The sequence below is a fragment of the Streptomyces sp. NPDC058872 genome, assembly GCF_042743065.1.
In the GTDB taxonomy this organism is placed as follows: Bacteria; Actinomycetota; Actinomycetes; order Streptomycetales; family Streptomycetaceae; genus Streptomyces.
Genome location: NZ_JBHYMK010000023.1, coordinates 1 through 25,856, shown reverse-complemented (window position 1 = coordinate 25,856; position 25,856 = coordinate 1). Strand labels below are relative to the sequence as shown.

Sequence of the window (25,856 nt, the reverse complement as noted above, 5' to 3'; positions counted from 1 at the left end):
GCCCGGCGTCACCCGGTGCGCAGGGCCCAGCCCCGCTCCTTCAGGGCCGCCTCCAGCACCGGGGCCGCCGACGGCTCGACCATGAGCTGGACGAGGCCCGCCTGCTGGCTCGTCGCGTGCTCGATGCGGACGTCCTCGATGTTGACGCCCGCGCGGCCCGCGTCGGCGAAGATGCGGGCGAGCTCGCCCGGCTGGTCGCTGATGAGGACGGCAACGGTCTCGTAGGCCGTGGGGGCGGCTCCGTGCTTGCCGGGGACGCGGGCACGGCCGGCGTTGCCGCGGCGCAGGACGTCCTCGACGCCCGAGGCTCCCTCCCGGCGCTTGTCCCGGTCGGCGGACTGCAGGGCGCGCAGGGCACGGACGGTCTCGTCGAGGTCGGCGGCGACGCCGGAGAGGACCTCGGCGACGGGCCCGGGGTTGGCGGAGAGGATCTCGACCCACATGCGGGGGTCGGAAGCCGCGATCCGGGTGACGTCGCGGATGCCCTGCCCGCAGAGGCGCACGGCGGACTCGTCGGCCTCCTCCAGACGTGCGGCGACCATGGACGACACCAGCTGGGGGGTGTGGGAGACGAGTGCCACGGCCCGGTCGTGCGCGTCGGCGTTCATGACGACGGGGACCGCCCGGCAGAGGGCGACGAGCTCCAGGGCGAGGTTGAGGACCTCGGTGTCGGTGTCCCTGGTCGGGGTGAGGACCCACGGACGCCCCTCGAAGAGGTCCCCGGTGGCGGCCAGCGGACCCGAGCGCTCCTTGCCGGACATCGGGTGGCTGCCGATGTAGGCGGTGAGGTCGAGGCCCGATGCCTCCAGCTCGCGCTGGGGTCCGCCCTTGACGCTCGCCACGTCGAGGTAGCCGCGGGCGAGGCCGGCGGTCATGGCGTCGGCGAGGGTGGCGGCCACGTGTGCCGGGGGCACTGCGACGACGGCGAGGTCCACGGGGCCTTCGGGCGCCTCGTCGGTGCCGGCGCCGAGGGCCGCGGCCGTGCGGGCGCGGGCCGGGTCGTGGTCGCGGAGGTGGACGGTGACGCCCCGGCCCGCCAGGGCGAGGGCGGCGGAGGTGCCGATCAGTCCGGTTCCGATGACGAGCGCTGTTCTCACTGGGCGATGTCCTTGCGCAGGGCGGCCGCGGCACCGAGGTAGACGTGCGCGATCCGGGACTTGGGCAGTGCGGTGTCGACGTGGGCGAGCAGCCGGACGACCCGCGGCATCGCACCCTCGACGTCGATTTCCTGTGCGCAGATCAGCGGAACGTCGACGATCCCGAGCCGTCGGGCCGCGACGGCGGGGAAGTCGCTGTGGAGGTCGGGCGTGGCGGTGAACCAGATGCTGATGAGGTCGTCGGGGACGAGCCCATTGCGTTCGAGGACGGTGGTGAGCAGTTCCTCGACCTGCTCGCGCATGTGTCCTGCCTCGTCCCTCTCCAGTTGGACGGCTCCCCGGACCGCTCGTACCGCCACGTCGTGCTCCTTCGCCTGCGCCAGTGCTCCGTTCAGCCTAGTCAGCGCTGGGGGCGGCGCAGTGCGGAGCCCGCCCTCCGAGACGGACGCCGCGTCGCACCGGAACGGAGGACGGGCGGGTCGGGTCGGGTCGGAACCGCTGCCGGCGGATGATCTCCTCCGGGGAGGCCCCCCGGGCAGCGAGCCGCTGGGGATGCCGCCGGCACCGTCGCTGCCCCGTCCCCTTCCCCCTTCCCCCTTCCCCAGGAGGCTTCCGAGCAGACCACCGAGGTCGTTGCCCGCCGTGGTGCTGCCTTTCGCCGGGTGCGGAACACGCCCCGCCTCACCCGAACCGCGCCGTTCCGCCATCGGGGTGCGGGAACGGGCCGGGGCGTCCGTGTGGGGGAGCGGAACCGGGCGCACAGGCGTGTTGCGGCCCCGGTGGGCGGTGCACGGCCAAGCTGGCGGCATGACTTCACACGCCACCGGACGTCGTACCGTCCTGTTCGCCGCCGCGGCCCTGACGACGGGCTGCGGCTCGAACGACGGGGGTGACGGCGGCACGGACACGAGCGCCCCGACCGCTCCTCCGGCCTCGGCCGCCCCGACCACCACCGCCCCCGCCCCGAGCGGCGCCGCTCCCCTGGCGAGGACCTCCCAGATCCCGGTGGGCGGTGGGACGGTGTTCCCGGAGGAGAAGGTGGTCGTGACCCAGCCGGCAGCGGGCGAGTTCAAGGCCTTCTCCGCGATCTGCACCCATCAGGGCTGCACGGTGAACAAGGTCGCCGACGGCACCATCGACTGTCCCTGCCACGGCTCCAAGTACCGCATCGCCGACGGCTCGGTCGCGGCCGGGCCGGCCCCCCGGCCGCTGCCGGCCGAGCAGATCGTCGTCTCGGGCGACACGATCACCCTGGCGTAACCTGCCCCGCATGACTCCGGACGAACTGGTGCGCGAGCACACGATCTACTCCTGCGTGATGGGCTCGCGCGCCTTCGGTCTGGCGACCGAGGGCAGCGACACGGACGTGCGGGGCGTCTACCTCGCCCCGACGCCCCTCTTCTGGCACTTCGACAAGCCGCCCGCGCACGTGGAGGGACCGGCCGAGGAGCAGTTCAGCTGGGAGTTGGAGCGCTTCTGCGAGCTCGCCCTGCTCAACAACCCGAACGTCCTGGAGTGCCTCCACTCCCCCCTCGTCGAGCACGTCGACGACCGGGGGCGCGAGCTGCTGTCGCTGCGCGGGGCCTTCTTGTCCCGGCGGGCCCACCAGACCTTCGTCCGGTACGCGGGGGGCCAGCGGCGCAAGCTCGAAGCGGACGTCCGCCAGTACGGCCACCCTCGGTGGAAGCACGCCATGCACCTGTTGCGGCTCCTGGGCAGCTGCCGCGACCTGCTGCGCACGGGCGAGCTCCGCATCGACGTCGGGGAGGAGCGCGACCGCCTCCTCGCGGTCAAGCGCGGCGAGGTGTCCTGGGCCGAGGTCGAGTCCTGGCTGAACCGCCTCCGGGAGGAGGCGGACCGGGCCCATGACACGACCCCCCTCCCCGACGTCCCGGACCGGGCCCGCATCCAGGACTTCCTGGTCCGCGCCCGCCGCTCCTCGGCCCTGCACCTCCCCTCCCCCGCAGGGCGGTACGCCTAGGCGTCCCAGAGCGCGCCGAAGGCGAGGAGTTCGCTGCGGTGCTCGATGTGCTCCGTCCATTCCTCCGGCCAGGCGTCCGCACCGAGGTGGGCACCCGCGAAGGCGCCCGCGAGGGCGGCGATGGAATCGGAGTCGCCGCGGGTGCAGGCGGCCCGGCGCAGGGCGGTGAGGGGCTCCCCGGGGAAGAGCAGGAAGCAGAGCAGTCCCGTCGCGAGGGCCTCCTCGGCGATCCAGCCGTCGCCGGTGTAGGTGCAGGGGTCGAGCTCCGGATCGGCCGTGCGCTGGACGGCCTCCAGGCGCTCCAGGACGGCCAGGCACTCGTCCCAGCCGCGCTCGACGAAGTGTCGTGCGCTGGGGTCCTGGGAGCGGGTCCAGAGGTCGCCGAGCCAGCGCTCGTGGTAGCGGGAGCGGTTCTCGTACGCATAGGAGCGGAGCTGTCCGACGAGGCCGGCCGGGTCCACGCCCCGGGCGAGGAGGTGGACGGCGCGGGCGGTGAGGTCGGAGGCGGCGAGCGCGGTGGGGTGGCCGTGCGTCAGTGCCGACTGGAGCTGGGCGGCGCCGGCCCGCTGTTCCTCGCTGAGACCGGGGACGAGCCCGACGGGTGCGACCCTCATGTTGGCGCCGCAGCCCTTGGAGTGGATCTGGCTGGCGTCCTGCCAGGGCCGGTCGCCGTCGAGGAGCATGCAGGCGCGCAGACAGGTGTTGCCGGGGGCCCGGTTGTTCTCCGGGGAGTGGTACCAGTCGACGAACTCGGCACGGACCGGTCGGGCGAGCCGCAGCGGGGCGAGCGCGCCCCGGCCCATGGCCGTGTGGAGGCCGCGGGCGAGGGCGAGGGTCATCTGGGTGTCGTCGGTGACGTACGCCTTCCCGTTGCTCAGGGGCAACGGCATCTCCCGCCAGGGTCCGGTCTTGGCGAGGATCGACGGGACGTCGTTGAACTCGGTGGGGAAGCCCAGCGCGTCACCGAGCGCGAGGCCCATCAGGGAGCCGGTGGCGGTCTGCTTGGCGGCGCTGCGGGTGGGGTTCATGCGGGGCGTCCTTCCGGTCGCAGGAGGGGTGGGTGAAGGGTGGTGGCCCCACCCGCCCGATAGAGGGCGGCGGGTTTTCCCCGCCCGCCGGTGAGGCGTGGCGGCCCGTCCACGGGCCGGACGAAGCCGGGCGTGGCGAGGACCTTGCGCCGGAAGTTGGGGCGGTCGAGTTCGACGCCCCACACCGTCTCGTAGACCTGCCGCAGCTCGCCGAGGGTGAACTCGGGCGGGCAGAAGGCGGTCGCGAGGCCGGTGTACTCCAGTTTGGCGCCGACCCGTTCGTGGGCGTCGACGAGGATCCGGTCGTGGTCGAAGGCGAGCCGGCCGTGCGTCCCGTACGGGATCCAGCGGGCCCGGGCCGCGTCACCGCCGCCGCGCGGCTCCGGCGGGTCCGGGACGAGCGCGGTGAAGGCGACGGAGACGACCCGCATCCTCGGGTCCCGGTCCGGTTCCGTGTAGGTGCGGAGTTGTTCGAGGTGCAGTCCGGCTGCGGTGGCCCCGGAGAGCCCGGTCTCCTCGGCGAGTTCGCGGCGGGCGGCCCGCTCGGCGGACTCGTGGGGCAGGACGAAGCCGCCGGGCAGGGCCCAGGCCCCGGCGTAGGGGTCCTGGCCGCGCTCGACCAGCAGCACGTGGAGGCGTTCTCCGCGGATCGTGAGGACGGCGAGGTCGACGGTGACGGCGAAGGGTTCGAAGGCGCGGGGATCGTAGCCCTCGGGGGCCCGGTGGGTGCTCATGGGCGCTCCGGCAGGGGGTCGGTGAGGTGCCAGCCCTCGGCGAGCAGTCCGTCGACGGCGGCGACGGCAGTCGCGAGGCGCTCCTCGTGGGGGCCGGTGAGCACGGCGGTGCGGCGGCCGGTGTGGGTGAGTTGGGCGAGGAAGCGGGCGGTCATCCAGGGCCTCAGATGTTCCCCGTCGCGCAGTCCGCCGCCGTCGGAGTCGACGCCCCGGTGGTCGGCGAGCAGCCAGAGGTGCTGTCGCCCCCGGGCGGCGATCTCGCCGGTGGCGGGACTGCTGGTGCCCAGGTGGCGCTCGTGCCAGATGGTGGTGGCGAAGGCGTCGGTGTCGCAGAAGAGCACGGGTGAGCCGTCCCGGGCCGCCGCTTCCTCCAGTTCCGCCTGGCGCTGGGCGATGACGGGGAAGTCGGAGGAGCGGAAGGCGACCTCGGAACGGTCGGCGCCGGGGCGTTCGAGGCGGAGTTCGGCGAGCTTGAGTTCGCCGTACTCGCGGCCGTACTCCGGCACGCACCGGGTGCGGGCCCAGACGCCACCGCGCCTCCGGTAGTGGTCGGCGAGGGCGAGGACCAGGGTGGTGGTGCCGGTGGACTCGGCCCCGAGGACGACGATCCGCCGGGTGAGCGCGGACCGCACCGGTGGTTCGAGGTGGTCCCAGCAGCCGGCGGGGTCGGCGCGGACGGCGGCCCCGGAGACGGGGAAGCGGAGGCGTTCCCGGTCGACGGGCACGGATGCGGCGCCGAAGCAGCGGCCGAGCTCCTCGCCGTTGGGCTCCGAGGTGAAGACGGCGTCGACGCGTTCGGGGACGGCGGCCCGGAAGACCGCCATGTGGGCGGCCCAGTCGTCGGGGTCGTGGAGGTCCACGGGGGCGTCGTCGACGGCTCCGAGGACGAGGACGTCGGGGTGGACCTCGCGCATCCAGGAGACCCGGTCCTCCAGGGGGATGCCCTCCCCGGGGGAGGCGCAGACGAGCACGGTGAGGCGCTCGCAGCGGTCGCGCGCGGTGCGGACGAGGTGGTGGTGGCCGGCGTGCGGCGGACGGAACTTCCCGAGGACGAGGCCGTGGCCGTAGCGCCGCACGGCGCCCCCGCCCTTCATGCCGCGGCTCCCGCCGCGCGTCGGGCACCGGCGAGGTCCCGGGTCCCGTTGCGCGGCCCGAGGGGACAGAGGGGCATGGGTCCGACGTACGGCAGGGAGGCGAGGCGGGGCTCCTCCTCCGCGAAGAGCGCGCCGCGGCAGAACCCCGGGACCCCGGTCCGGCCGACCGGGGCGTCCGGGAGGGCGAAGAGCGGTTGTTGCAGCGGTTCGAGCGCATCCGCGAGGCCCATGCCGCCTCCTTTAAAAGTCACCATGACTATAAAGGGGGCGAATGGCTTCGGCAAGGGCTCCCGGGTCCGGACGCGAGGAAGCCCGTGACCACCGGGCGGTGCTCACGGGCTTCCTCGTCGCGCGACGGGGCCGCGGGTCCTACATGCCGACTTCCTTCATCAACATGCCGACCTCGGTGTTGGTCAGGCGGCGCAGCCAGCCCGACTTCTGGTCGCCGAGGGCGATCGGCCCGAAGGCGGTGCGGACCAGCTTCTCGACCGGGAAGCCGGCCTCGGCCAGCATCCGGCGCACGATGTGCTTGCGGCCCTCGTGCAGGGTGACCTCGACCAGGTAGTTCTTGCCGGTCTGCTCCACCACCCGGAAGTGATCGGCGCGGGCGTAGCCGTCCTCCAGCTGGATGCCGTCCTTCAGCCGCCGTCCGACCTCGCGGGGCAGCGGACCGGTGATGGCGGCCAGGTAGGTCTTCTTCACGCCGTACTTGGGGTGCGTGAGGCGGTGGGCCAGTTCACCGTGATTGGTGAGCAGGATGATGCCCTCGGTCTCGGTGTCGAGCCGACCGACGTGGAACAGCCGGGTCTCGCGGTTGGTGACGTAGTCGCCGAGGCACTGACGACCGTCCGGGTCCTCCATGGTGGAGACGACACCAGCAGGCTTGTTCAGCGCGAAGAAGAGGTACGACTGGGTGGCGACGGTCAGGCCGTCCACCTTGATCTCGTCCTTCTCGGGATCGACGCGCATCCCCTGTTCGAGCACGATCTCGCCGTTGACCTCGACGCGGGCCTGCTCGATGAGCTCCTCGCAGGCGCGCCGCGAGCCCATGCCGGCACGGGCGAGGACCTTCTGCAGGCGCTCGCCCTCCTGCTCGGCGCCGGGGAAGGTCTTCGGGGTCTTGACCTCGGGCTTGCCGGCGTACCGCTCCCGGTTGCGCTCCTCCGCGCGGGCGTCGTACTCGCGCGAGCGGGCGGGCGTCGTACGGCCCCCGCCCCGCTGCGGGGACTGTCGGGGGCCGCCCTTGGCGCCGCCGCGCGCCGCGGCGCCCCGGCCGCGCTTGGGGGCGTCCGAAGAACCGCCGGGGCCGCCGTAGCCGCCCACGTCGTAGCTGCGCTCCTCCGGGCGCGGCCTGCGCGGGTTGGCGCCGCCCGACCGGCCGCCCTGACCGGCGCGTCCGCCGCCGCCCTGGCCCGGACGTCCGCCGCCCTGGCCCTGTCGGTCGTCGCGGCCGTTGCCGGCGCCGCGGTAGTTGCCGCGCCCGCCGCCGCCACCGCCGTTGCCTCGGCCGCCACCGCCACCGCTGCCGCTGCCGCCGCTGCCGCCGCGGCCGCCGCTGTTGCCACCACGGCTCCCGCCGTTGTTTCCGCTGCTGTTCCTGCCGCTGCTGCTTCGCATCAAAGTTCCGTCTTGTCGTCTACGTCTGCGTCCGGTTCGAACGACGGGACGCCTTCCAGGGAGTCCGGCTCGACCGCCTCGGCCTCCGGGAGGAAGGGCGCGAGTTCGGGGAGCTCGTCCAGGCCGCACAGGCCCATCCGCTCCAGGAAGTAGTTCGTCGTCCTGTACAGGATCGCACCTGTTTCGGGTTCCGCGCCCGCCTCCTCCACCAGCCCCCGCTGGAGGAGGGTCCGCATCACGCCGTCACAGTTGACCCCACGGACCGCGGAGACCCGGGAACGGCTGACCGGCTGGCGGTACGCGACGACCGCGAGGGTCTCCAGGGCCGCCTGGGTGAGCCGCGCCTGCTGTCCCTCCAGGACGAAGGCCTCGACGGCCGGGGCGAACGCGGGACGGGTGTAGTAGCGCCAGCCCCCGGCCACCCGACGCAGCTCGAAGCCCCTCCCCTGGGCGGTGTACTCCTCGGCCAGTTCGTGCAGGGCGTCGGCCACCTCGCGCCGGGTGCGCTCCAGGACCTTGGCGAGGTGCTCCTCGGTGGCGGGTTCGTCGACGACCATGAGGACGGCTTCGAGGGCGGGCTTGAGGTCGCTCATGCGGTGTCCTCCTGGTCGAATTCGTCGGTCACGGCCGTCGACGGGTCCGCGTCCCCGCCGGTCCAGGAGACCGTGAGGTCCCCCAGGGCGGTCTCCTGGTCGAGGGCGACGGCCTTCTCCCGGTAGAGCTCCAGCAGGGCGAGGAAGCGGGCGACGACGGTCAGGGTGTCCCCGGCGTCCTCGATCAGCTCGCGGAAGGCCGCCGAGCCGCGGGCACGGAGCAGTGCGACGACCACGGCGGCCTGGTCCCGGACGCTGACCAGCGGGGCGTGGATGTGATCGACGTACACCTGGGGCTCGGCCTTGGGCTGCATGGCCTTGGCGGCCAGCTTCGCGAAGCCCTCGGCACCGATGGAGAGGACGACCTCGGGGAGCAGTTCGGCGTGGTGGGGTTCGAGTCCGACGGTACGGGGGTGACGGTGCCCCTCGGCCTCCCAGCGGTCCTCGAAGATCGCGGCGATCCGCTTGTAGGCGCGGTACTGCAGGAGTCGGGCGAAGAGCAGGTCGCGGGCCTCGAGGAGCGCGAGGTCGGCCTCGTCCTCCACCTCTGCGACGGGGAGCAGCCGTGCGGTCTTGAGGTCGAGCAGGGTGGCGGCGACGACGAGGAACTCGGTGGTCTGGTCGAGGTCCCCGTCGGGCCCGAGGGCCCGCAGGTGCGCCATGAAGTCGTCGGTGACCTCGGAGAGGGCGACCTCGGTGACGTCGAGCTTGTGCTTGGTGATCAGCTGGAGGAGCAGGTCGAAGGGACCCTCGAAGTTCGCGAGGCGCACGGTGAACCGCCCGTCGGGCCCGCTCCCCGCCCCGGCCGGAGCGGCGCCGGCCTCCGGCCCGGCTGCCGGCGCCGGCAGCGGCACGGGCGATGCGCCTTCCCGGTCGTGCTGCCGCGCGGACGGGCGAGCCGGGGACCGGGGGTTCCTCCCGGCCCGTGGGCCGGGCTCCGGGGCCGACGGCCCGGGCGGGGCCGGGCGCTCCGGGGCCTCCAGCGCCACCCCGCCCGGGCCACCACCCAAGGGGCGGCGGCGCGACGGGCGGGACGTTTCGTCAGGAGCGTGGTGCATGGAGGTCCAGGGGGAGCAAGGAGCACGGCAGCCCGCAGGCTACCGTCAGCGACCGCGCAGACGGCGGACGAGGATGCTCGCGTCGCCGCGGGATTCCAGATCGGCCAGGACGACCGCGACGGCTTCCCGGACGATCCGGCCGCGGTCGACGGCGAGGCCGTGCTCTCCGCGGAGCACGAGCCGGGCGTGCTCCAGGTCCATCAGCTCCTCGGCGGAGACGTAGACCGTGATCTTCTCGTCGTGGCGCTCACGGCCGCTGGGCCGCCGGTTCGTGGTGCGGCCACCGCGCCGCCTGGCCGCGGGGGCGGGCACTGCGGCGGCGGGAGCCGCCTTCTGCGCCGGCGCGTCGGGCTCGGCCGTGCGGGCGCGGGGCTCGGCGGCCTCGGAGTCGGCCGGCGCGTGCTCCGCCGACCCTCCGGCGGCGGTCGTGTCGCTCTCGGCCGCCGGGGCCGGAACGGCGCGGCGGGGTACGGACGCCTGGAGCGCCGTCCCCCCGGTCGTGCGGAAGAGTTCGTCGGCTCCGGGCAGACTCACTCGGCGTGACACCGGGCGAGCACCTCCCTGGCGAGCTGGCGGTAGGCGGCGGCGCCCACGGAGTTGGAGGCGTACGTGGTGATGGGCTCGCCGGCGACCGTGGTCTCCGGGAAGCGCACGGTCCGCCCGATGACCGTGTGGTAGACGTGGTCGTCGAAGGCCTCGACGACGCGCGCGAGGACCTCACGGCTGTGCACGGTCCGCGAGTCGTACATCGTGGCGAGGATGCCGTCGAGTTCGAGCTCGGGGTTGAGCCGCTCCTGGACCTTCTCGATGGTCTCGGTGAGCAGCGCGACCCCCCGGAGCGCGAAGAACTCGCATTCCAGCGGCACGATGACCTTGTGAGCCGCCGTCAGGGCGTTCACGGTCAGCAGGCCGAGCGAGGGCTGACAGTCGATCACGATGTAGTCGTAGTCGTTCATCAGCGGCTTCAGGGCGCGCTGGAGCGTGGACTCGCGCGCGACCTCGCTGACCAACTGGACTTCGGCGGCCGAGAGGTCGATGTTGCTCGGCAGCAGGTCCATGTTGGGCACGGCGGTCTTGAGGAGCACCTCGTCGGCCGACATGCCCCGCTCCATGAGCAGGTTGTAGACGGTGAGGTCCAGCTCCATCGGGTTCACGCCGAGGCCGACCGACAGGGCCCCCTGCGGGTCGAAGTCGACGAGCAGCACCCGCCGTCCGTACTCGGCGAGCGCGGCGCCCAGGTTGATGGTCGACGTGGTCTTGCCGACGCCGCCCTTCTGGTTGCACATCGCGATGATCTTCGCGGGCCCGTGGTCGGTCAGCGGGCCGGGGATCGGGAAGTACGGCAGCGGCCGTCCGGTGGGACCGATCCGCTCGCGGCGCTGGCGGGCAGCATCGGGTGCGAGGGTGGCCGCGTACTCCGGATCGGGCTCGTACTCGGCGTCGGGGTCGTAGAAGTGCCCCTCGGGCACCTCGTCATAGGCGGCGAAGTGGGTGGACTCTTGGCCCATCTCGTTGCCGGCCGTGGCGTTCACGTGTAGGCCGTCCATCGTCTTCATCGTGTGGGCACTCGTCATGGGCTGGTGCGTCGTGAAGGTCCGCACCGCGACGGAGCCGATCGGGGCACCTGGCGCACCGCTCCCGGGAGTAAATGTCGACTCATTCACAAGTCGTCTTACCTCCTTGGATGTGACCAGGAACATTTATCGATAGGTCAGCGTGGCACCATGCCGACGGTTGGCGACTCTATGGCGTGTCACCGCTCCGCAGCAACACAATCCGCCGGACCCGCCCCGATGTGTCGGCAACCGAACACGCCCCTGTCAAGGGTGCACGGCCACGCATCCACATGTTTCAGGGGTGCGCGAAACGGTTAAAGGGTTACGTTCAAGACGACTTGCCCGAACGTTTTAGCAGGGGCGGAGACACGACCGGCCGGACCTTGTCGAACAAGGTCCGGCCGGGTGCGCGGTATTGACGGCACGCGTTGACGGGAGCGTCGCGGGCGCCCTCGGGGGTCAGCCCAGGAGGCTGCTCAGCTCGACGTGGTCGAGGCCGTGGGCCTCGGCGACCTCGCGGTAAACCACCTTGCCGTCATGGGTGTTGAGGCCCTTGGCGAGGGCCTCGTCGCGGCGCAGCGCCTCGACCCAGCCGTTGTTCGCCAGCGACACGATGTAGGGCAGCGTGGCGTTGGTGAGGGCGTAGGTGGAGGTGTTCGGGACCGCGCCGGGCATGTTGGCCACGCAGTAGAAGACCGAGTTGTGGACCTGGAAGGTCGGCTCGGCGTGGGTGGTCGGGTGGGAGTCCTCGAAGCAGCCGCCCTGGTCGATCGCAATGTCGACAAGGACACTTCCGGGCTTCATCTTGGCGACGAGCTCGTTGGTGACCAGCTTCGGGGCCTTGGCGCCGGGGATGAGGACGGCACCGATGACGAGGTCGGCCTCGATGACGGCCTTCTCCAGCTCGTAGGCGTTGGAGACGATCGTCTGCACCTGGGTGCCGAAGATCTTGTCGGCCTCGCGGAGCTTGTTGATGTCCCTGTCGAGCAGGGTCACGTGGAAGCCCATGCCGACGGCGATCTGGGTGGCGTTCCAGCCGGAGACGCCGCCGCCGATGACCACGGCCTTGCCGGCATGGGTGCCGGGAACGCCGCCGGGGAGGACGCCGCGACCGCCGGCCGAGCGCATCAGGTGGTAGGCGCCGACCTGCGGGGCCAGACGGCCCGCGACCTCGGACATCGGCGCGAGGAGCGGCAGCGCGCGGTTCGCGGTCTCGACCGTCTCGTAGGCGATGGCGGTGGTGCCGGACTGCAGCAGCGCGTCGGTGCACTCCTTGGAGGCGGCGAGGTGCAGGTAGGTGAAGAGGGTCTGGTCCTTGCGGAGGCGGTGGTACTCCTCCGCGATGGGCTCCTTGACCTTGAGCAGCAGGTCGGCGGTGGCCCAGACCTCGTCGGCGGTGGCGAGGATCTCGGCGCCGGCGGCGACGTACTCCTCGTCCGTGATCGAGGAGCCGACACCGGCGTTCTGCTCGACGAAGACCTGGTGGCCGTGGCGGACGAGCTCGTGGACACCGGCAGGGGTGATGGCCACGCGGAACTCGTTGTTCTTGACCTCGCGGGGGATGCCGACCTTCATCGTCGATCACGGTCCTTGAATCAGGGGGGATAACTGGGGCACTGCGATACATACCCGGATGCACTGCGGCACACCGGGGCAGACCACGTTCGAACGCGGCGCAACCAGTCTAATGAAGGAGTTCCCGCTGTCTAGCCTTTCAAAGTACTAATCTTCGACAGAGCTACTGCGGATTTCGCAGGCAGATGGTTCCGTTTCCAGGAGTCTCCCCGCTGCCGACCGGTGCAGCCGGGCCGCCGCAGGGTCGCCGAGGCGGTCGAGGGTGTCAGCGAGCCTCAACTGGAGGGCGGCCTGCAGCCGGGAATCCCGGGCCCGACGCGCCCACTCCACCGCTTCCTCGCAGGTCCGCAGGGATTCATCGGGCCGCCCGGCATACTCCTGGACCCTGGCCACCTCGCTCAACGCCCTTGCGTAGCCCGGGAGATCGGAGAGCCTCCGATGCCCGGCGGCGGCGGCGCGCCAGCTCCGCAAGGCCTCCCCGTAACGCCCGGCATAGGTCTGCACGGCGCCGAGGCGCCCGTACAGTCGGGCCTGGTCGACACGCTCGTCCCGGGCCAGCCGCTGGGCGAGCGCCCGCCCGTACCAGTCACCGGCCCGCTGCCAGTCCCCGAGCTCCTGGTACGAGCCGCCTACGGATTCCATTGCTCGACCGGTTGCATACGGGTCATTTGCTTGGCGTCCGGCCTCCAAAGCCGACCGATATCGCAGCAGGGCGTCGTGGGTCCTTCCGGTCCTGGCATCGAGATCGGCCAGGTTCAGCAGTGCGGCGGCCCGCTCCCGGTGCAGCCCGCGCCGCTCCGCCACGTCCAGGACCAGCCGGTGCAGGCCGTACAGCTGCGGAGCGGCGGTTTCCGCTCCTCGATGGGCGGCGAGCGCCCTGACCAGGGAGGCGATCAGACGGCGTGCGAGGGTGTCGAGCTCCCCGTCGGCGACGGCGAGGCGCGCGGAGGCCAGGAGCACGGCCTGCCGGGAGTCCAACCACACGGCGGCGGCGGCTGCACTCGGGAAGCGCAGGGCGCGCGGCAGGCCGGCGAGCTTCCGCCGGGCCGGCGACCCCTCTGGTTCGGTGACCGCACGGCAGGACTGGAGGAGCCGCACGGTCCGCTCCAGCATCCGGGCCCGGGCGAGCTGCACCTCGGCGGGCCGGTCGCGCTCCTCCAGTTGGGCGCGAAGCAGCGGTACGAGGTGGGCACGCACCTCGTACTGGCCGCCCTCGCCACCGGAGACGAGCCCCAGGGCGGCGAAGTCGGCGAGGGTGGCCGTGGCCGCGGAGACCGAGCAGCCGGCCAGGGCGGAGGCCGTGTGGGCATCGGCCCGGCCCAGCGGGGCCAGGGAGAGGAACCGCAGTATCCGTGCGGCAGTGGCGGGCAGCGCCTCATGGGCGAGGTCGAAGGTCCGGGTGAGCGGGTCACCGGCCCGGGCCCGCAGCCGCTTGGTCAGGTCGGCGACCGAGGCCTTGGGCCGGGTGGCGAGCCAACCGCCGGCCAGGACGACGGCCCCGGGCAGCCCCCCGCACTCCTCGACGAGGCTTTCGGCGGCCTGCGGGTCGACCGTGATGCGGACGGAACCGGTGAAGGCGGTCAGCAGTTCGATCGCCGACTTGGGGTCGAGCCCGCCCAGCGTGCAGGGCCGGACGTCGGGAATGCCGGTGAGGGGACCCCGGGCGACCCCGATCACCAGGGCGTCGGGATTGTCGGGGATCAGCGGGTCGGCCTGCTCGGCGTCGACGGCGTCGTCGAGGACGAGGACCGCCCGCCGTTCGCCGAGGGCCTCCCGGACCAGTTCGGTCAGCTCGTCCTCGGCGGCGCCGGGGGGTTCGGCGACCCCGAGCGCGGCGAGGAGCTCCTGGGCGACCCGCCCGGCCGGGACGGGTTCGCCGCCGGGTTCGGTCAACCGGCCGCGGAAGACGCCGTCGGGGTAGCGGTCGGACAGTCCGGCAACCAGCTCCTCGGCGAGGGCGGTCCGACCGGAGCCGGGCTTGCCGGCGATCAGCAGGACCCGGGCACGGGGCGCCTTGCGGCCGGTGAGGGTGTCGAGGCCGGTCCGTTCGATGTCGGCACGCAAGGCCTTCAGTTCCCGCTGCCGACCGAAGAACTGCCGGCTGCCGGCTGCCGCCACAGCCTGATCCGTCACGGGCCACGCTCCCGTCCACCTGCGCACGAGCCGATCCCGCGGGGGCTCCGCACGGGCGATTCCGAGCGTAGTTCAGGGGGGAAGGCGGACCCCGCGGAGCAGGGCGGACACATCCCCCGATCGGATCAGCAGATCGTCATACCGGCCCCGCATCGGATAGGAACCCGTCGATCGGACCCCGGTGGGCACCGGCCGGCGGGACCCGGCCCACCGGGAGTCCGGGGCGCGCTACGCCTCGAAGGGACGGGCCGGCCAGGGGGCGTCCGCCGGCCGGAGGGCGTCCAGGCCGTCGCCCGCGCGCGCCGCGGCCAGTGACAGCACGCCCACCACGAGGCAGCTGTTGTGCAGCTCCCCCGCCAGGACGCCCCGCACCAGCTCGGCCGAGGGCACCCGGGCGAGCTCCATGTCGGCCTCCTCGTCGGAGACCTCGAAGCGGTCGCCCTCCGCCTCGGCGAGGCCACGGGCCAGGAAGATCCGCACGGCCTCGTCGCAGCCGCCGGGCGTGGTGTAGACGTCGGTCAGGACCCGCCAGTCCTCCGCCTTGACGTGCGCCTCCTCGTACAGCTCGCGCTGGGCCGCGTGCAAGGGGTTCTCGCCGGGCACGTCGAGCAGTCCGGCCGGGATCTCCCAGAGCTTCTGCCGCACCGGGTGCCGGTACTGCCGGAGGACGACCACCCGGTCCTGGTCGTCGAGGGCGAGGACCGCGACCGATCCGGGGTGCACCTGGTAGTCGCGGCCGACGACCGAACCGTCCGGCATGACCACCTCGTCCGTGCGGACACTCGTCTTCTTGCCCGTGAAGGGAGTGGTGGTGGCGACGACCCGCCACTCCTCCGGGGTGTCCTGCACCTGCTGCATGAAGTGTCCTCCCACATACGAAAGCCGGGGTGCGCGTCTCGGGAGAGACGCGTACCCCGGCAACGTTAACGCGCCGTGCTACTTCGCCGTCTTGCGCTCCACAGCGGCCTTGACCAGGCCCGCGAAGAGCGGGTGCGGACGGGTCGGGCGGGACTTCAGCTCCGGGTGCGCCTGGGTGGCGACCAGGTACGGGTGGACGTCCTTCGGGTACTCGACGAACTCGACGAGCTTGTTGTCCGGGGAGGTTCCGGAGAAGACCAGACCGGCCTTCTTCTCCAGCTCCGCGCGGTACGCGTTGTTCACCTCGTAGCGGTGGCGGTGGCGCTCCTCCACGTACGGCTCGTCGCCGTACGCCTCGCGGACCACCGAGCCTTCGGCGAGCTTCGCCGGGTAGAGGCCGAGACGCATCGTCCCGCCCAGGTCACCGGCTCCCTCGACGTACGCGAGCTGCTCCTCCATCGTGGAGACGACGGGGTGCGCGGTGGCCGGGTCGAACTCGGTGGAGTTGGCCTCGGGGATGTCGGCCAGGTTGCGGGCGGCCTCGATGACGATGCACTGCAGACCGAGGCAGATGCCGAGCAGCGGCACCTTGTTCTCGCGGGCGTACTGGATCGCGCCGACCTTGCCGGACACGCCGCGGTCGCCGAAGCCGCCGGGGATGAGGATGCCGTCGACGTCACCGAGCTGCTGCGCGGCACCCGCCGGGGTCTTGCAGTCGTCGGAGGTGACCCACTTGACCTTGACCCGGGCACGGTTGGCGAAGCCGCCGGCCCGCATGGCCTCGGTGACCGAGAGGTAGGCGTCGGGCAGGTCGATGTACTTCCCGACGAGCGCGACGGTGACCTCGTGGTCGGGGTTGTGGACGCGGTCCAGGAGGTCCTCCCAGACGGTCCAGTCCACGTCGCGGAAGGGCAGGTCGAGCTTGCGGACGACATAGGCGTCCAGGCCCTCGGTGTGCAGCACCTTCGGAATGTCGTAGATCGACGGGGCGTCGATGGCGGCGACGACCGCGGCCTCGTCGACGTCGCACATCAGCGAGATCTTGCGCTTGATGGCGGTCGGGACCTCGCGGTCGGCGCGCAGCACGATCGCGTCGGGCTGGATGCCGATGTTGCGCAGGGCGGCGACCGAGTGCTGGGTCGGCTTGGTCTTCAGCTCGCCGGAGGGGCCGATGTAGGGCAGCAGCGAGATGTGCACGACGAAGACGTTGTCGCGGCCGACCTCGTGGCGGACCTGGCGGACGGTCTCCAGGAAGGGCAGCGACTCGATGTCGCCGACCGTGCCGCCGACCTCGGTGATGACGACGTCGACGTCATCGGTCGCCATGCGGCGGATGCGCCCCTTGATCTCGTTGGTGATGTGCGGGATGACCTGCACGGTGTCACCGAGGTACTCGCCGCGCCGCTCCTTGGCGATGACCTGCGAGTAGACCTGGCCGGTGGTGACGTTGGCCGAGCCGTCGAGGTCGACGTCGAGGAAGCGCTCGTAGTGGCCGATGTCCAGGTCGGTCTCGGCGCCGTCGTTGGTGACGAACACCTCGCCGTGCTGGAAGGGGTTCATCGTGCCGGGGTCGACGTTCAGGTAGGGGTCGAGCTTCTGCATGGTGACCCGCAGGCCGCGGGCCTTCAGGAGCGCACCCAGGCTGGAGGCGGTCAGGCCCTTGCCGAGGGAGGAGGCGACACCCCCGGTGACGAAGATGTGCTTGGTCGTCGTGGTGTTGGGCGGCATCGCCAAGAGGGGGCTCCCGTGGTCGCGTTCTGGAGGTGCGTACCGGCTTCCCCTCCAGAAGAATCGGGGGGTGCCGTCGCTGCGGTTGCGGGGTCCTCGGCTGTCGCCGTTTCCCACCGGTCCACGGGGTACCAGGGTATCAGCGACATCAGGGGACCGCTTCCGGCCACGCCCGGCAGTCGGGTGTTCACGAACGGCAACCCTGGCGTGGGTACAGGGTGGGCCCCAGTTCACCCATATGGAGTAAACCGTCGCTCGTGTGATCACTGCCACTGCCGAAGTGCGACGTATTCTGCTCGGAGATCGCCCGCGGGCAAGCCCGTTCGTCCCGCACACTGGCCTTGCTGACACCACACATCACGCACACCTGTAGCAAGCGCCCCCTCGGGGGCGGACATGGCCGTTCGACTGGAGAGAAGCACGTGGCCGGGCGCATCGAGGATTACGCACTCATCGGAGACATGCAGACCGCGGCACTGGTCTGCCGGGACGGCAGCGTCGACTGGTTGTGTCTCCCCCGCTTCGACTCGCACGCGGTCTTCGCCGGCCTGTTGGGCACCGAGGAACACGGGTTCTGGCGGGTCGGCCCCGTGGGTCCGGCGGACGCCGAACCGGCACCGGCCGACCGGCGGCGCTACCAGGGCGACTCGCTGATCCTGGAGTCCGAGTGGGACACCCCGCGCGGCACGGTCCGGGTGACCGACTTCATGCCGCCCCGTGACGGCGCCCCCCAACTGATCCGGATCGTCGAAGGGGTCTCCGGCCGGGTGCGGATGCGGTCCTCGCTCCGGATGCGCTTCAGCTACGGCCGGGTCGTGCCCTGGGTGCACAAGGTGGGAGAGCGCACGGTCGCCGTCGCCGGGCCCGACTCGGTGTGGCTGGACACCGATGCGGAGACCCACGGCAAGGACCTCACGACCTACTCCGACTTCACCGTCATGCCCGGCGAGCGGATCGCCTTCACCCTCTCCTGGCAGCCCTCCCACAAGGAGCCCCCCGCGCTCCCCGACCCGGAGGGCTCCCTGGAGGCGACGGCCGGCTTCTGGCGCGAGTGGGTCGAGCACTGCACGTACCACGGCCCCTACCGGGAGGCCGTGGTCCGCTCCCTGATCACCCTGAAGGCCCTGACCTACGCGCCGACCGGAGGGATCGTCGCCGCACCGACGACCTCGCTGCCGGAGGAGATCGGCGGCGTCCGCAACTGGGACTACCGCTACACCTGGCTGCGGGACGCGGCGATCACCCTCTCCTCGATGCTGCGCACCGGCTACCGCGAGGAGGCCCGCGCCTGGCGGGACTGGCTGCTCCGTGCCGTCGCGGGCGACCCGGAGAACCTGCAGATCATGTACGGCATCGCGGGCGAGCGGGAGCTCGGCGAGGCGGAGCTCGACTGGCTCCCGGGGTACGAGAACTCGGGCCCGGTCCGGGTCGGCAACGGCGCCGCGAACCAGCTCCAGCTGGACGTCTACGGCGAGGTCACGGAGGCCCTCCACCTGGCCCACATGACGGGCCTCTCCCGCAACGACTACGCCTCCCTGCTCCAGATCAAGTTGATCAACTACCTGGAGAAGCACTGGAACCAGCCGGACGAGGGCATCTGGGAGGTCCGCGGCCCGCGCCGACACTTCGTCCACTCCAAGGTGATGGCCTGGGTGGCGGTCGACCGCACGATCAAGCTCATCGAGTCCGGCGACGCGGACGGCCCGCTGGAGCGCTGGCACGAGCTGCGCGACGACATCCACCGGGACGTCTGCGAAAAGGGCTACGACAAGGAGCGGAACACCTTCACCCAGTCGTACGGCTCCAAGGAACTGGACGCCTCGCTGCTGCTCATCCCGCAGATGGGCTTCCTGCCGCCGGACGACAAGCGGGTCATCGGCACGATCGAGGCGATCCAGCGGGAGCTTTCCACCGAGGACGGCTTCGTGCTGCGCTACCCGACCGCGGGCGAGGAGGCGGGCGTGGACGGCCTGGAGGGCGACGAGGGCGCCTTCCTCGCCTGCTCCTTCTGGCTCGCGGACGACCTGGCGATGATCGGCCGGGTCGACGAGGCCCGCATGCTCTTCGAGAAGTTGCTCGCGCTCCGCAACGACCTCGGGCTGCTCGCCGAGGAGTGGGACCCGCGCCTCCAACGGCAGGTGGGGAACTTCCCGCAGGCCTTCAGCCACGTCCCGTTGATCGACACGGCGCTGCGCCTGACGGCGAGCGGGGCCTACGGGGGCTGAGTCGCCGCGCTCCCGAAGGCGGGGCAGGGCGCCCGGAATACAATGGGAAGGTCCTGTCCCCCCTCGTGAAAGGGGGGCTCCCATGGCTCCCCACGTCTCTGAAAGCGCCCTGGCCGGCCTGGTCGAGGACCTCGCCGGCGAGGTGATCGTCCCGGGCGGTCCGGGCTACGACGAGGCCCGCACCGTGCACAACGGGATGATCGACCGACGGCCGTCGGTGATAGCGCAGTGCGCCACCCAGGCCGACGTCTCCAACGCGGTGCTGTTCGGCCGCGCGACCGGCCTTCCGATCGCGGTGCGCGGCGGCGGGCACAGCGTCGCCGGAACGTCCGTGATCGACGGTGCGCTCGTCGTCGACCTGCGTCGGATGCACGGGGTGGTCGTGGACCCCGAGGGCATGACGGTGCGGATCGAGGGCGGGGCGACCATGGCCGACCTGGACCACGCCTGCCAACCGTTCCACCTGGCGACCACCGGCGGACGGGTGTCCACCACCGGCGTCGGCGGTTTCACGCTGGGCGGCGGTTCCGGCTGGCTGGAGCGGAAGTTCGGGCTGGCCAGCGACAACCTGTTGGCGGCCGACCTGATCACCGCCGAGGGCAAGCACGTGCACATGAACGCGGAGGAGAACCCGGAGCTGTTCTGGGCGCTGCACGGCGGCGGCGGCAACTTCGGGGTGGCGACCTCGCTGACGCTGCGGCTGCACCCGCTCCCGGAGATGAGCATGGCGATGCTGCTCTTCCTGCCGGAGAACGCCCCCGAGGTGGTGCGGACCTACCGCGACCTCGGTGCCGTCGCGCCCGACGAGATCGGCGGCGGCGCCATCTACATGCCCGCGCCGCCGGAGCCGTTCATCCCCGAAGAACTGGTCGGCAAGCTGGTCTGCGGGGCCCTGTTCACGCATGCCGGTCCGGTGTCCGAGCTCCGTGACTTCGCGGCGCCGCTGTTCGCCCTGAAGCCCGCGGTCGAAATCGTCATGGACCTGCCCTACGTGGAGCTGCAGTCGATGCTCGACGACCCGCCGGGACTGCGGAACTACTGGTCGGCCGAGTACCTGCGGGAGTTCCCCGACGAGGCCGTGGACGTCTTCTGCGACCGCGGCGCCCGGATCCCGGCGGCCACGGCGACCCAGCACGTGCTGTTCCTGATGGGCGGGGCCGTGGCCGCCGGGCCCTCCCAGTACCCGCAGCCGTGGCGCACCGCGCCCTGGGCGGTGCACCCGTTCGCGACCTGGGAGGACCCGGCGTACGACGAGCAGGCCCGGCAGTGGGTGCACGACGTGCGGGCCGATGCGCGGCCGTGGGCCGTCGACGCGACGTATCTGAACTTCGTCGGCGCCGAGGGCGAGCAGCGCATCGTCTCCTCGTACGGCGAGGAGGGCTACCGCCGTCTCGCCGCGGTGAAGGCGGTGTACGACCCCGACAACGTGTTCCGCTTCAACCAGAACATCCCGCCCGCCGGTTGAACCGGCTCACCGCAGCGCGGCGATCACCTCCTCGGCGGCCCGCTCGCCCTCCGTGGCCCCGCCCTCCATGAAGCCCTGGAAGTCGTAGGAGCAGTGCTCTCCGCCGATGTGGACGTTGCCCTGGGCGGTGCCCTCGTAGCCGGCGTAGCGGTGGACGTAGCCGACCGGCCAACAGGAGTACGCGCCGAGCGAGTACGGGTTCTTGTGCCATGCGGAGAGCTGGGCGCGGCCCGTGTACGCCTTGGATGTGCCGGGGAAGAAGGCGTCGATGCCGGCGAGGTAGCGGGTGACCAGTTTCCGTACGTAGGGGTCGGACTCGGTGGAGAACGGCCCGGCCGGGTTGAGGTTCCGGGCCAGGCTGCCGCTGCCGTACTGGAGGAGGATGCCTCCGGTGCCGCCCTGGACCTTGGTGGTGTCCCAGGTCTGCTGGACCTCGCTGTCGGTGAAGCACTCGCCGGCGGAGACCCCGGGCCAGGCCCCGGTGCCCCGCCAGGGCCTGGTGCCGAACTGCATGTTGAGCTTGGTGCAGTGGCCCATCCGCGCGTCCCGCAGCAGGTTCTTCATGAGCGGGTCGAAGCCCGCTTGGGAGAGGTCGAGGCGCTGCAGGATCGGCAGCGGCACGCACAGGATCGTGTGGTCGGCGGTGACGGTCCGGGTGGTTCCGGCTTCGGTGAAGGTGAGGGTCTGGGTTCCGTCGGCGTTGGCGCGCACGGCGTCGAGCGACCAGCCCATGCGCAGGGTGCCGGGGTTGAGTGCCGCGGCGACGGCGTTCGGCAGCAGGTCGTTGCCGCCGGTGATGTGGTAGCGCTCGTTGGAGAGGCCCCAGATGTTGAAGTTGCCCGGATTGGTCTGGTAGCCCATGAGCAGGACCAGGGCGAGGGCGGACTGCTCGGTGGTGTCGGCGCCGTACTCGACGTTGTAGGCGACGTCGAAGTAGCGGCCGAGCGGCGAGGCGTGTCCGCCGGGGACCCGGCTCTCGATCCACTCGTACAGCGACATGTTGTCGAGGGCGGTGCCGGTGGGGGTGGTCTGGTTCCAGAACACCTCGCCCGAGTCGATCAGATCGCGGTGGAGGGCTTGGTAGACGGCGTTGAAGTCCTCGTCGGCCTGGTCGCGCGGGTAGTAGGCGCCGTCGAACCAGAGGACCTCCTCCGCGCCGTTGGGCCCGCCGCCCAGGAAGTCCTCGGTGACGAGGTCGAAGCGGCGGCAGAGTTCGAGGACCTTCTTGTGGTTGGTGTCGATGAGCTCGCCGCCGATCTCGGAGGTCTGCCCGTAGGCCCAGTGGTCGCGCTGGGTCCACATGCGACCGCCGACCCGGGACGGGTTCGCCTCGTACAGCACCGGGCTCAGGCCGGCGTCCTGGAGGGTGAGCGCGGCGGTCAGCCCGGAGATCCCCGCGCCGACGACGGCGACCCGGGCGGTGCTCTTGACGGGCGGGGCGGTCGTGGCGGCCGCGGCCGGGGCGGCTGCGGCCCCGCCCACTCCCACCGCGACGCCCGCTGCGGCGGCGTAGGCGAGGAGGGTGCGGCGCCCGAGGGCGTCGGCCCTCATGCCGCGCAGCGCGTCGACGGGCAGGTCCAGCCGTCGGGCGGCGGTGTGCTCGGCGACCAGTTTCTTCAGGAGGTGCATCGGGGTGGTGCGTGCCATGGGGCGCTCCTGGGTTCGTTTCGGAAGGGTCAGCTCTGGGGCACGGGGGTGGGCGCGGGTTCGGTGGTGTCGTCGGTGCGCTCGGTGGCGTCTTCCAGGACGATCCGGCCGATGACCTCGTAGCGCTGGGGCTGCTTGGTCTTGAGGTACCAGCCGAGCCCGAGGCCGCCGAAGAAGACGGCGCCGATGATCCACGGGATGGCCTTGAAGAAGAGGGAATCGGCGGCGAGCCCGGCCGCCGTCTCCATGTTCATGATCAGCAGGACGACGACGGCGGTCATGCCGATGCCGCCGAGGAGCGGGGCCGTCAGCGTCTTGAACCAGTGCCGGTCCTCGGGGTGGTTCTTGCGGAAGTAGCCGATGACGGCGAAGGAGCAGAGGGTCTGCACGATCAGGATCGCCATCGTGCCGAGGATCGCGAGCAGGGTGTACAGGTGGATGTAGGGGTCCTGGCCGGTGAGCCAGAAGGCGCCGACGAGGGTGACGGCGATCGTGCTCTGCACGAAGGAGGCGATGTACGGCGAGCCGTGCACGGCGTGGGTCCGTCCGAGCGCGGGGTGCAGGAAGCCCTCCCGGCCGATGGCGTACAGGTACCGCGAGGCGCACTGGTGGAAGGCCATTCCGCAGGCGAAGGAGCCGGTGAGCAGCAACCACTGGAAGGCGTCGACGGCCCAGGCTCCGATGAAGGAGCGGGTGGGCGCGAAGAAGAGGTCGAGCGGGGAGTCCGAGGAGGAGATCTGCATCGATCCGGCGAGCCCGTTCCCGGCGATCGCCATCCAGGACACGTAGATGTAGAAGAGGCCGACGCCGATGACGGAGATCAGGGTGGCCCGTGGAATGACCCTCTTGGGGTCGCGGGATTCCTCGCCGTACATCGCGGTGGACTCGAAGCCGACCCAGGACCAGAAGGCGAAGAAGAGGCCGAGTCCGGCGGAGGTGCCGGTGAAGGCGTTCGTGGGGTTGATCGGTTCGACCGGGATGCCGTCGGGACCACCGCCGGCGATGAGGACCGCGGTGGCCACCGCGAAGAGGACGGCGATCTCTGCGACCAGCATCGCTCCGAGCGCCTTGGCGGTGAGGTTGATGTCGAAGTACGACAGGACGGCCGTGACGGCCAGCATGACCGCCGCGTACAGGATCCAGGGCAGGTCCACGCCGAGCTGGTCGGCGACGGTCGTCTTGGCGAAGTAGGAGAAGACGCCGACGATCGAGGCCTCGAAGACGACGTACGCGAGCACCGCGAGCATGCCGGAGGCCATGCCGGCGATCCGGCCCAGCCCGTGCGAGATGTAGCCGTAGAAGGCGCCTGCGGCCGTGATCCGCTTGGCCATGGCGACGTAGCCGACCGAGAACACGGTCAGCACGAGGGTCGCGAAGAGGTATCCGGCGGGTGCACCGGTGCCGTTGCCGAAGCCGACGGCGATGGGGAGGTTTCCGGTCATCGCCGTGATCGGGGCGGCGGTGGCGACGGCCATGAAGACGACGCCGACGAGTCCGACCGAGTTCGCCTTGAGCCGGTGGACGACTGGGGTGGGGTTCTCTGCCATGGGCCGAGAGGATCCTCGTGCGTGACGTAGGCCACAATCGACAGGCGGTCGCACAATTCCCTTCGCGGAGCGACGAGTTGTCGCCCCGGTGTACGAACTGTCCGGCCCCGTAACCGTCGGGTGATGTCGCCGGAACACGGACGCGGGTAGCGTCCGGCCCCATGGACAATCAGGGCGGGATCACCGTGCAGCGGGCGCTTGAGCTGCCCGGACTGCGCGGCGGGCTCCCGGAGGTCGTCGCGGGCGCCGACCGGCTGCACCGCACGGTGCGCTGGGTGCACGCGGGCGAAGTGCCGAACATTGCGTCGCTGCTCAAGGGCGGCGAGCTCCTCCTCACCACGGGCCTCGGCCTGGGCACCCGCCCGGCCGAACAGCGCTCCTTCGTGCGCCGGCTCGCCGACCGGGGCATCGCGGCGCTCGTGGTCGAACTCGGTCCGCGCTTCGCCCGGCTGCCGGCGACGATAGTGGAGACCGCCCGGGCCGCCGGCCTGCCGCTCGTCCAGCTCCATCGAGAGGTTCCCTTCGTCACCGTCACGGAGGAGATCCACACCGAGATCGTCAACGGCCACTACGCGCTCCAGCGGCAGGCCGAGGAAGTCCACCGGCAGTGCACGGGGGCGCTGCTCGGCGGCGGCGGGGTCCCGCAGGTGCTCCGCGTCCTCTCCGAATTCGCCGCCAACCCGGTCTTCCTGGAGACGGCCGACGGACAGCTGCTGTACGCGGCGGGCGCCGAATCCGCGCCCGCGGACCCGCTCCAGGTGTGGGACGGGCTGCGCGGTCAGCGGGCGGCCCGCGAGTCCGGCCCGCCCAGCGGCACGGTCCTCGTCGACGTGCCCGGCGGCGGGCCCGGTACGGGCACGGTGCGGGCGCGGCTCGTCCTCCTCGCGGTCTCCGGAGCCCTCTCCCCCGTCCACCGGATGGCGGCCGAGCGGGCGGCGGGGCTCCTCGCGGTCGTCCTCATGCAGGCGCGTCAGGAGGAAGAGCTGGCCGCACGCGGTCGTGGCGACTTCCTGACGGACCTGGCCGAGGGCCGGATCACGGCCGAGGACGCCCCGGCACAGGCACGGGTCCTCGGCTTCAAGCCCGGGGACGGCCCGCTCCTCCCGGTCGTGATGCGCTTGTCCCCGGAACTCTTCCCCTCGGGCAACTGGGCGCTACTGGCCCGCGCCGTGCTGGAAGAGCTGTCTTCGGTGGGCGTCCCCGCCCTGCTCGGTGTCCGTCCGGTGGAAGGACGGGTGCCGCTGCTGCTGGGCCTGCGCTCCGAGTCGGAGCGCACGGCGGTCGCGGACCGGGTCGCGGCGGCACTGCGCGCGGGCGTGGAGCGGGCCGGCCTGGAACGGGCCGGAGCGCACCCGCCGGTCGTCGTGGTCGGCGTCGCGGGCAGCTGGGCGGCGGCCTCCGCAGGCCTGCGGCATGCGGCGGAGACGGCGACGGCGGCCCAGGGCCTCTCGGAGCTGGCCTGGTACGACGCACGACGGCTGGACATCGACCTGCTGCTGTGGCGGCTGCGGGACCACCCGGACCTCGCGGCCTTCGTGGACCGTGCGATCGGCCCCCTCAGGGAACACGACGGCGCTTCCCGGCCACCGCTGCTCCCGACCCTGGAGACGTACCTGGCACATGCCGGCCGCAAGGCGGAGACGGCCCGGGAACTGCACCTCAACCGCCAGACCCTCTACAACCGGCTGGCCCGCATCTCCGAACTCCTCGGCACGGACCTGGACGACCCCCAGACGGTCCTGGCGCTCTCCCTGGCCCTCAGGGCCCGCCGCCACACGTCCTGAGACCTCCGGACGGCGGCGCGGGCCGAGGGCGCCGGGGCACACCAGCCCTCCGGGCCCGCCCGCCACCGCGTGCCGTTCCGGAGGAGCCAGCGGGCACGACGGGGCGAGCGTGTACGACGAGCTGACGGGCCGTACG

At 71.9% G+C, this 25,856-nt stretch carries 22 protein-coding genes; 5 read left to right on the top strand and 17 right to left on the bottom strand.

Going from position 1 to position 25,856, the window contains the following annotated elements:
* Positions 1–8: 8 nt before the first annotated feature.
* Entirely contained in the window at positions 9–1,097 is a 1,089-nt protein-coding gene (locus tag ACFW22_RS16950) for a prephenate dehydrogenase (protein ID WP_386404464.1), read from the bottom strand.
* Positions 1,094–1,456, bottom strand: a complete 363-nt coding sequence (gene aroH / locus ACFW22_RS16945; RefSeq protein WP_386404461.1) for a chorismate mutase — start codon at positions 1,454–1,456, stop codon at positions 1,094–1,096. The genes ACFW22_RS16950 and aroH overlap by 4 nt, the downstream gene beginning before the upstream one ends.
* A 448-nt stretch (positions 1,457–1,904) precedes the next feature.
* Here aroH and ACFW22_RS16940 point away from each other — a divergent pair, with 448 nt between their 5' ends.
* Complete coding sequence (locus tag ACFW22_RS16940; RefSeq protein ID WP_386404458.1) at positions 1,905–2,357, top strand: Rieske (2Fe-2S) protein; 453 nt, start codon at positions 1,905–1,907, stop codon at positions 2,355–2,357.
* Positions 2,358–2,367: 10 nt separating this feature from the next.
* Positions 2,368–3,078, top strand: a complete 711-nt coding sequence (locus ACFW22_RS16935) for a DNA polymerase beta superfamily protein (protein WP_386404455.1) — start codon at positions 2,368–2,370, stop codon at positions 3,076–3,078.
* On the opposite strand, the gene ACFW22_RS16930 is transcribed toward ACFW22_RS16935, so the two are convergent.
* From ACFW22_RS16930 to ACFW22_RS16870, 13 genes are all read right to left on the bottom strand, one after another.
* Positions 3,075–4,106, bottom strand: a complete 1,032-nt coding sequence (locus ACFW22_RS16930) for an ADP-ribosylglycohydrolase family protein (protein WP_386404452.1) — start codon at positions 4,104–4,106, stop codon at positions 3,075–3,077. The genes ACFW22_RS16935 and ACFW22_RS16930 overlap by 4 nt on opposite strands.
* Positions 4,103–4,840, bottom strand: coding sequence for an NUDIX domain-containing protein (locus ACFW22_RS16925; RefSeq protein ID WP_386404449.1), 738 nt, complete (start codon positions 4,838–4,840; stop codon positions 4,103–4,105). The genes ACFW22_RS16930 and ACFW22_RS16925 overlap by 4 nt, the downstream gene beginning before the upstream one ends.
* Positions 4,837–5,916, bottom strand: a complete 1,080-nt coding sequence (locus ACFW22_RS16920; protein ID WP_386404700.1) for an AAA family ATPase — start codon at positions 5,914–5,916, stop codon at positions 4,837–4,839. The genes ACFW22_RS16925 and ACFW22_RS16920 overlap by 4 nt, the downstream gene beginning before the upstream one ends.
* Positions 5,917–5,930: 14 nt before the next feature.
* Entirely contained in the window at positions 5,931–6,164 is a 234-nt protein-coding gene (locus ACFW22_RS16915) for a hypothetical protein (protein ID WP_386404446.1), read from the bottom strand.
* A gap of 139 nt (positions 6,165–6,303) precedes the next feature.
* Positions 6,304–7,551 (bottom strand): pseudouridine synthase, encoded by a 1,248-nt coding sequence (locus ACFW22_RS16910; protein WP_386404442.1) that lies wholly within the window; start codon positions 7,549–7,551, stop codon positions 6,304–6,306.
* Positions 7,551–8,144: an SMC-Scp complex subunit ScpB gene (gene scpB / locus ACFW22_RS16905; RefSeq protein ID WP_386404439.1), complete on the bottom strand. Its 594-nt coding sequence runs from the start codon at positions 8,142–8,144 to the stop codon at positions 7,551–7,553. Before scpB ends, ACFW22_RS16910 begins: the two co-directional genes overlap by 1 nt.
* Positions 8,141–9,202, bottom strand: a complete 1,062-nt coding sequence (locus tag ACFW22_RS16900) for a segregation and condensation protein A (protein WP_386404436.1) — start codon at positions 9,200–9,202, stop codon at positions 8,141–8,143. Before ACFW22_RS16900 ends, scpB begins: the two co-directional genes overlap by 4 nt.
* 45 nt (positions 9,203–9,247) lie before the next feature.
* Positions 9,248–9,748 carry a hypothetical protein gene (locus tag ACFW22_RS16895; protein WP_386404433.1) on the bottom strand — a complete coding sequence of 167 codons (501 nt, stop codon included), beginning with the start codon at positions 9,746–9,748 and terminating at the stop codon, positions 9,248–9,250.
* Complete coding sequence (locus ACFW22_RS16890; protein WP_384886627.1) at positions 9,733–10,758, bottom strand: ParA family protein; 1,026 nt, start codon at positions 10,756–10,758, stop codon at positions 9,733–9,735. Before ACFW22_RS16890 ends, ACFW22_RS16895 begins: the two co-directional genes overlap by 16 nt.
* A gap of 459 nt (positions 10,759–11,217) precedes the next feature.
* Positions 11,218–12,333 (bottom strand): alanine dehydrogenase, encoded by a 1,116-nt coding sequence (gene ald, locus ACFW22_RS16885; RefSeq protein WP_386404430.1) that lies wholly within the window; start codon positions 12,331–12,333, stop codon positions 11,218–11,220.
* Positions 12,334–12,480: 147 nt separating this feature from the next.
* Positions 12,481–14,466, bottom strand: coding sequence for a tetratricopeptide repeat protein (locus ACFW22_RS16880; RefSeq protein WP_386404427.1), 1,986 nt, complete (start codon positions 14,464–14,466; stop codon positions 12,481–12,483).
* 228 nt (positions 14,467–14,694) lie between these two features.
* On the bottom strand, positions 14,695–15,324 hold the full coding sequence (locus tag ACFW22_RS16875; protein ID WP_386404423.1) for an NUDIX domain-containing protein: 630 nt from the start codon (positions 15,322–15,324) through the stop codon (positions 14,695–14,697).
* Between the two features lie 78 nt (positions 15,325–15,402).
* Positions 15,403–17,052: a CTP synthase gene (locus tag ACFW22_RS16870; RefSeq protein WP_386404696.1), complete on the bottom strand. Its 1,650-nt coding sequence runs from the start codon at positions 17,050–17,052 to the stop codon at positions 15,403–15,405.
* A 422-nt stretch (positions 17,053–17,474) separates the two neighbouring features.
* On the opposite strand from ACFW22_RS16870, the gene ACFW22_RS16865 reads away from it, so the two are divergent.
* Both ACFW22_RS16865 and ACFW22_RS16860 read left to right on the top strand, forming a co-directional pair.
* Positions 17,475–19,277 carry a glycoside hydrolase family 15 protein gene (locus ACFW22_RS16865; protein WP_386404420.1) on the top strand — a complete coding sequence of 601 codons (1,803 nt, stop codon included), beginning with the start codon at positions 17,475–17,477 and terminating at the stop codon, positions 19,275–19,277.
* Positions 19,278–19,359: 82 nt separating this feature from the next.
* Positions 19,360–20,742 carry an FAD-binding oxidoreductase gene (locus ACFW22_RS16860; protein ID WP_386404417.1) on the top strand — a complete coding sequence of 461 codons (1,383 nt, stop codon included), beginning with the start codon at positions 19,360–19,362 and terminating at the stop codon, positions 20,740–20,742.
* A gap of 6 nt (positions 20,743–20,748) precedes the next feature.
* On the opposite strand, the gene ACFW22_RS16855 is transcribed toward ACFW22_RS16860, so the two are convergent.
* The gene (locus ACFW22_RS16855) at positions 20,749–22,389 is read right to left on the bottom strand and encodes a flavin monoamine oxidase family protein (protein ID WP_386404414.1); all 1,641 of its coding nucleotides are present in this window, start codon (positions 22,387–22,389) and stop codon (positions 20,749–20,751) included.
* 29 nt (positions 22,390–22,418) lie between these two features.
* On the bottom strand, positions 22,419–23,936 hold the full coding sequence (locus ACFW22_RS16850; RefSeq protein ID WP_386404411.1) for an APC family permease: 1,518 nt from the start codon (positions 23,934–23,936) through the stop codon (positions 22,419–22,421).
* Positions 23,937–24,097: 161 nt separating this feature from the next.
* Between ACFW22_RS16850 and ACFW22_RS16845 the strand changes: the two genes are divergently transcribed.
* Positions 24,098–25,720 carry a PucR family transcriptional regulator gene (locus ACFW22_RS16845; RefSeq protein ID WP_386404408.1) on the top strand — a complete coding sequence of 541 codons (1,623 nt, stop codon included), beginning with the start codon at positions 24,098–24,100 and terminating at the stop codon, positions 25,718–25,720.
* The last annotated feature ends 136 nt before the right edge of the window (positions 25,721–25,856 follow it).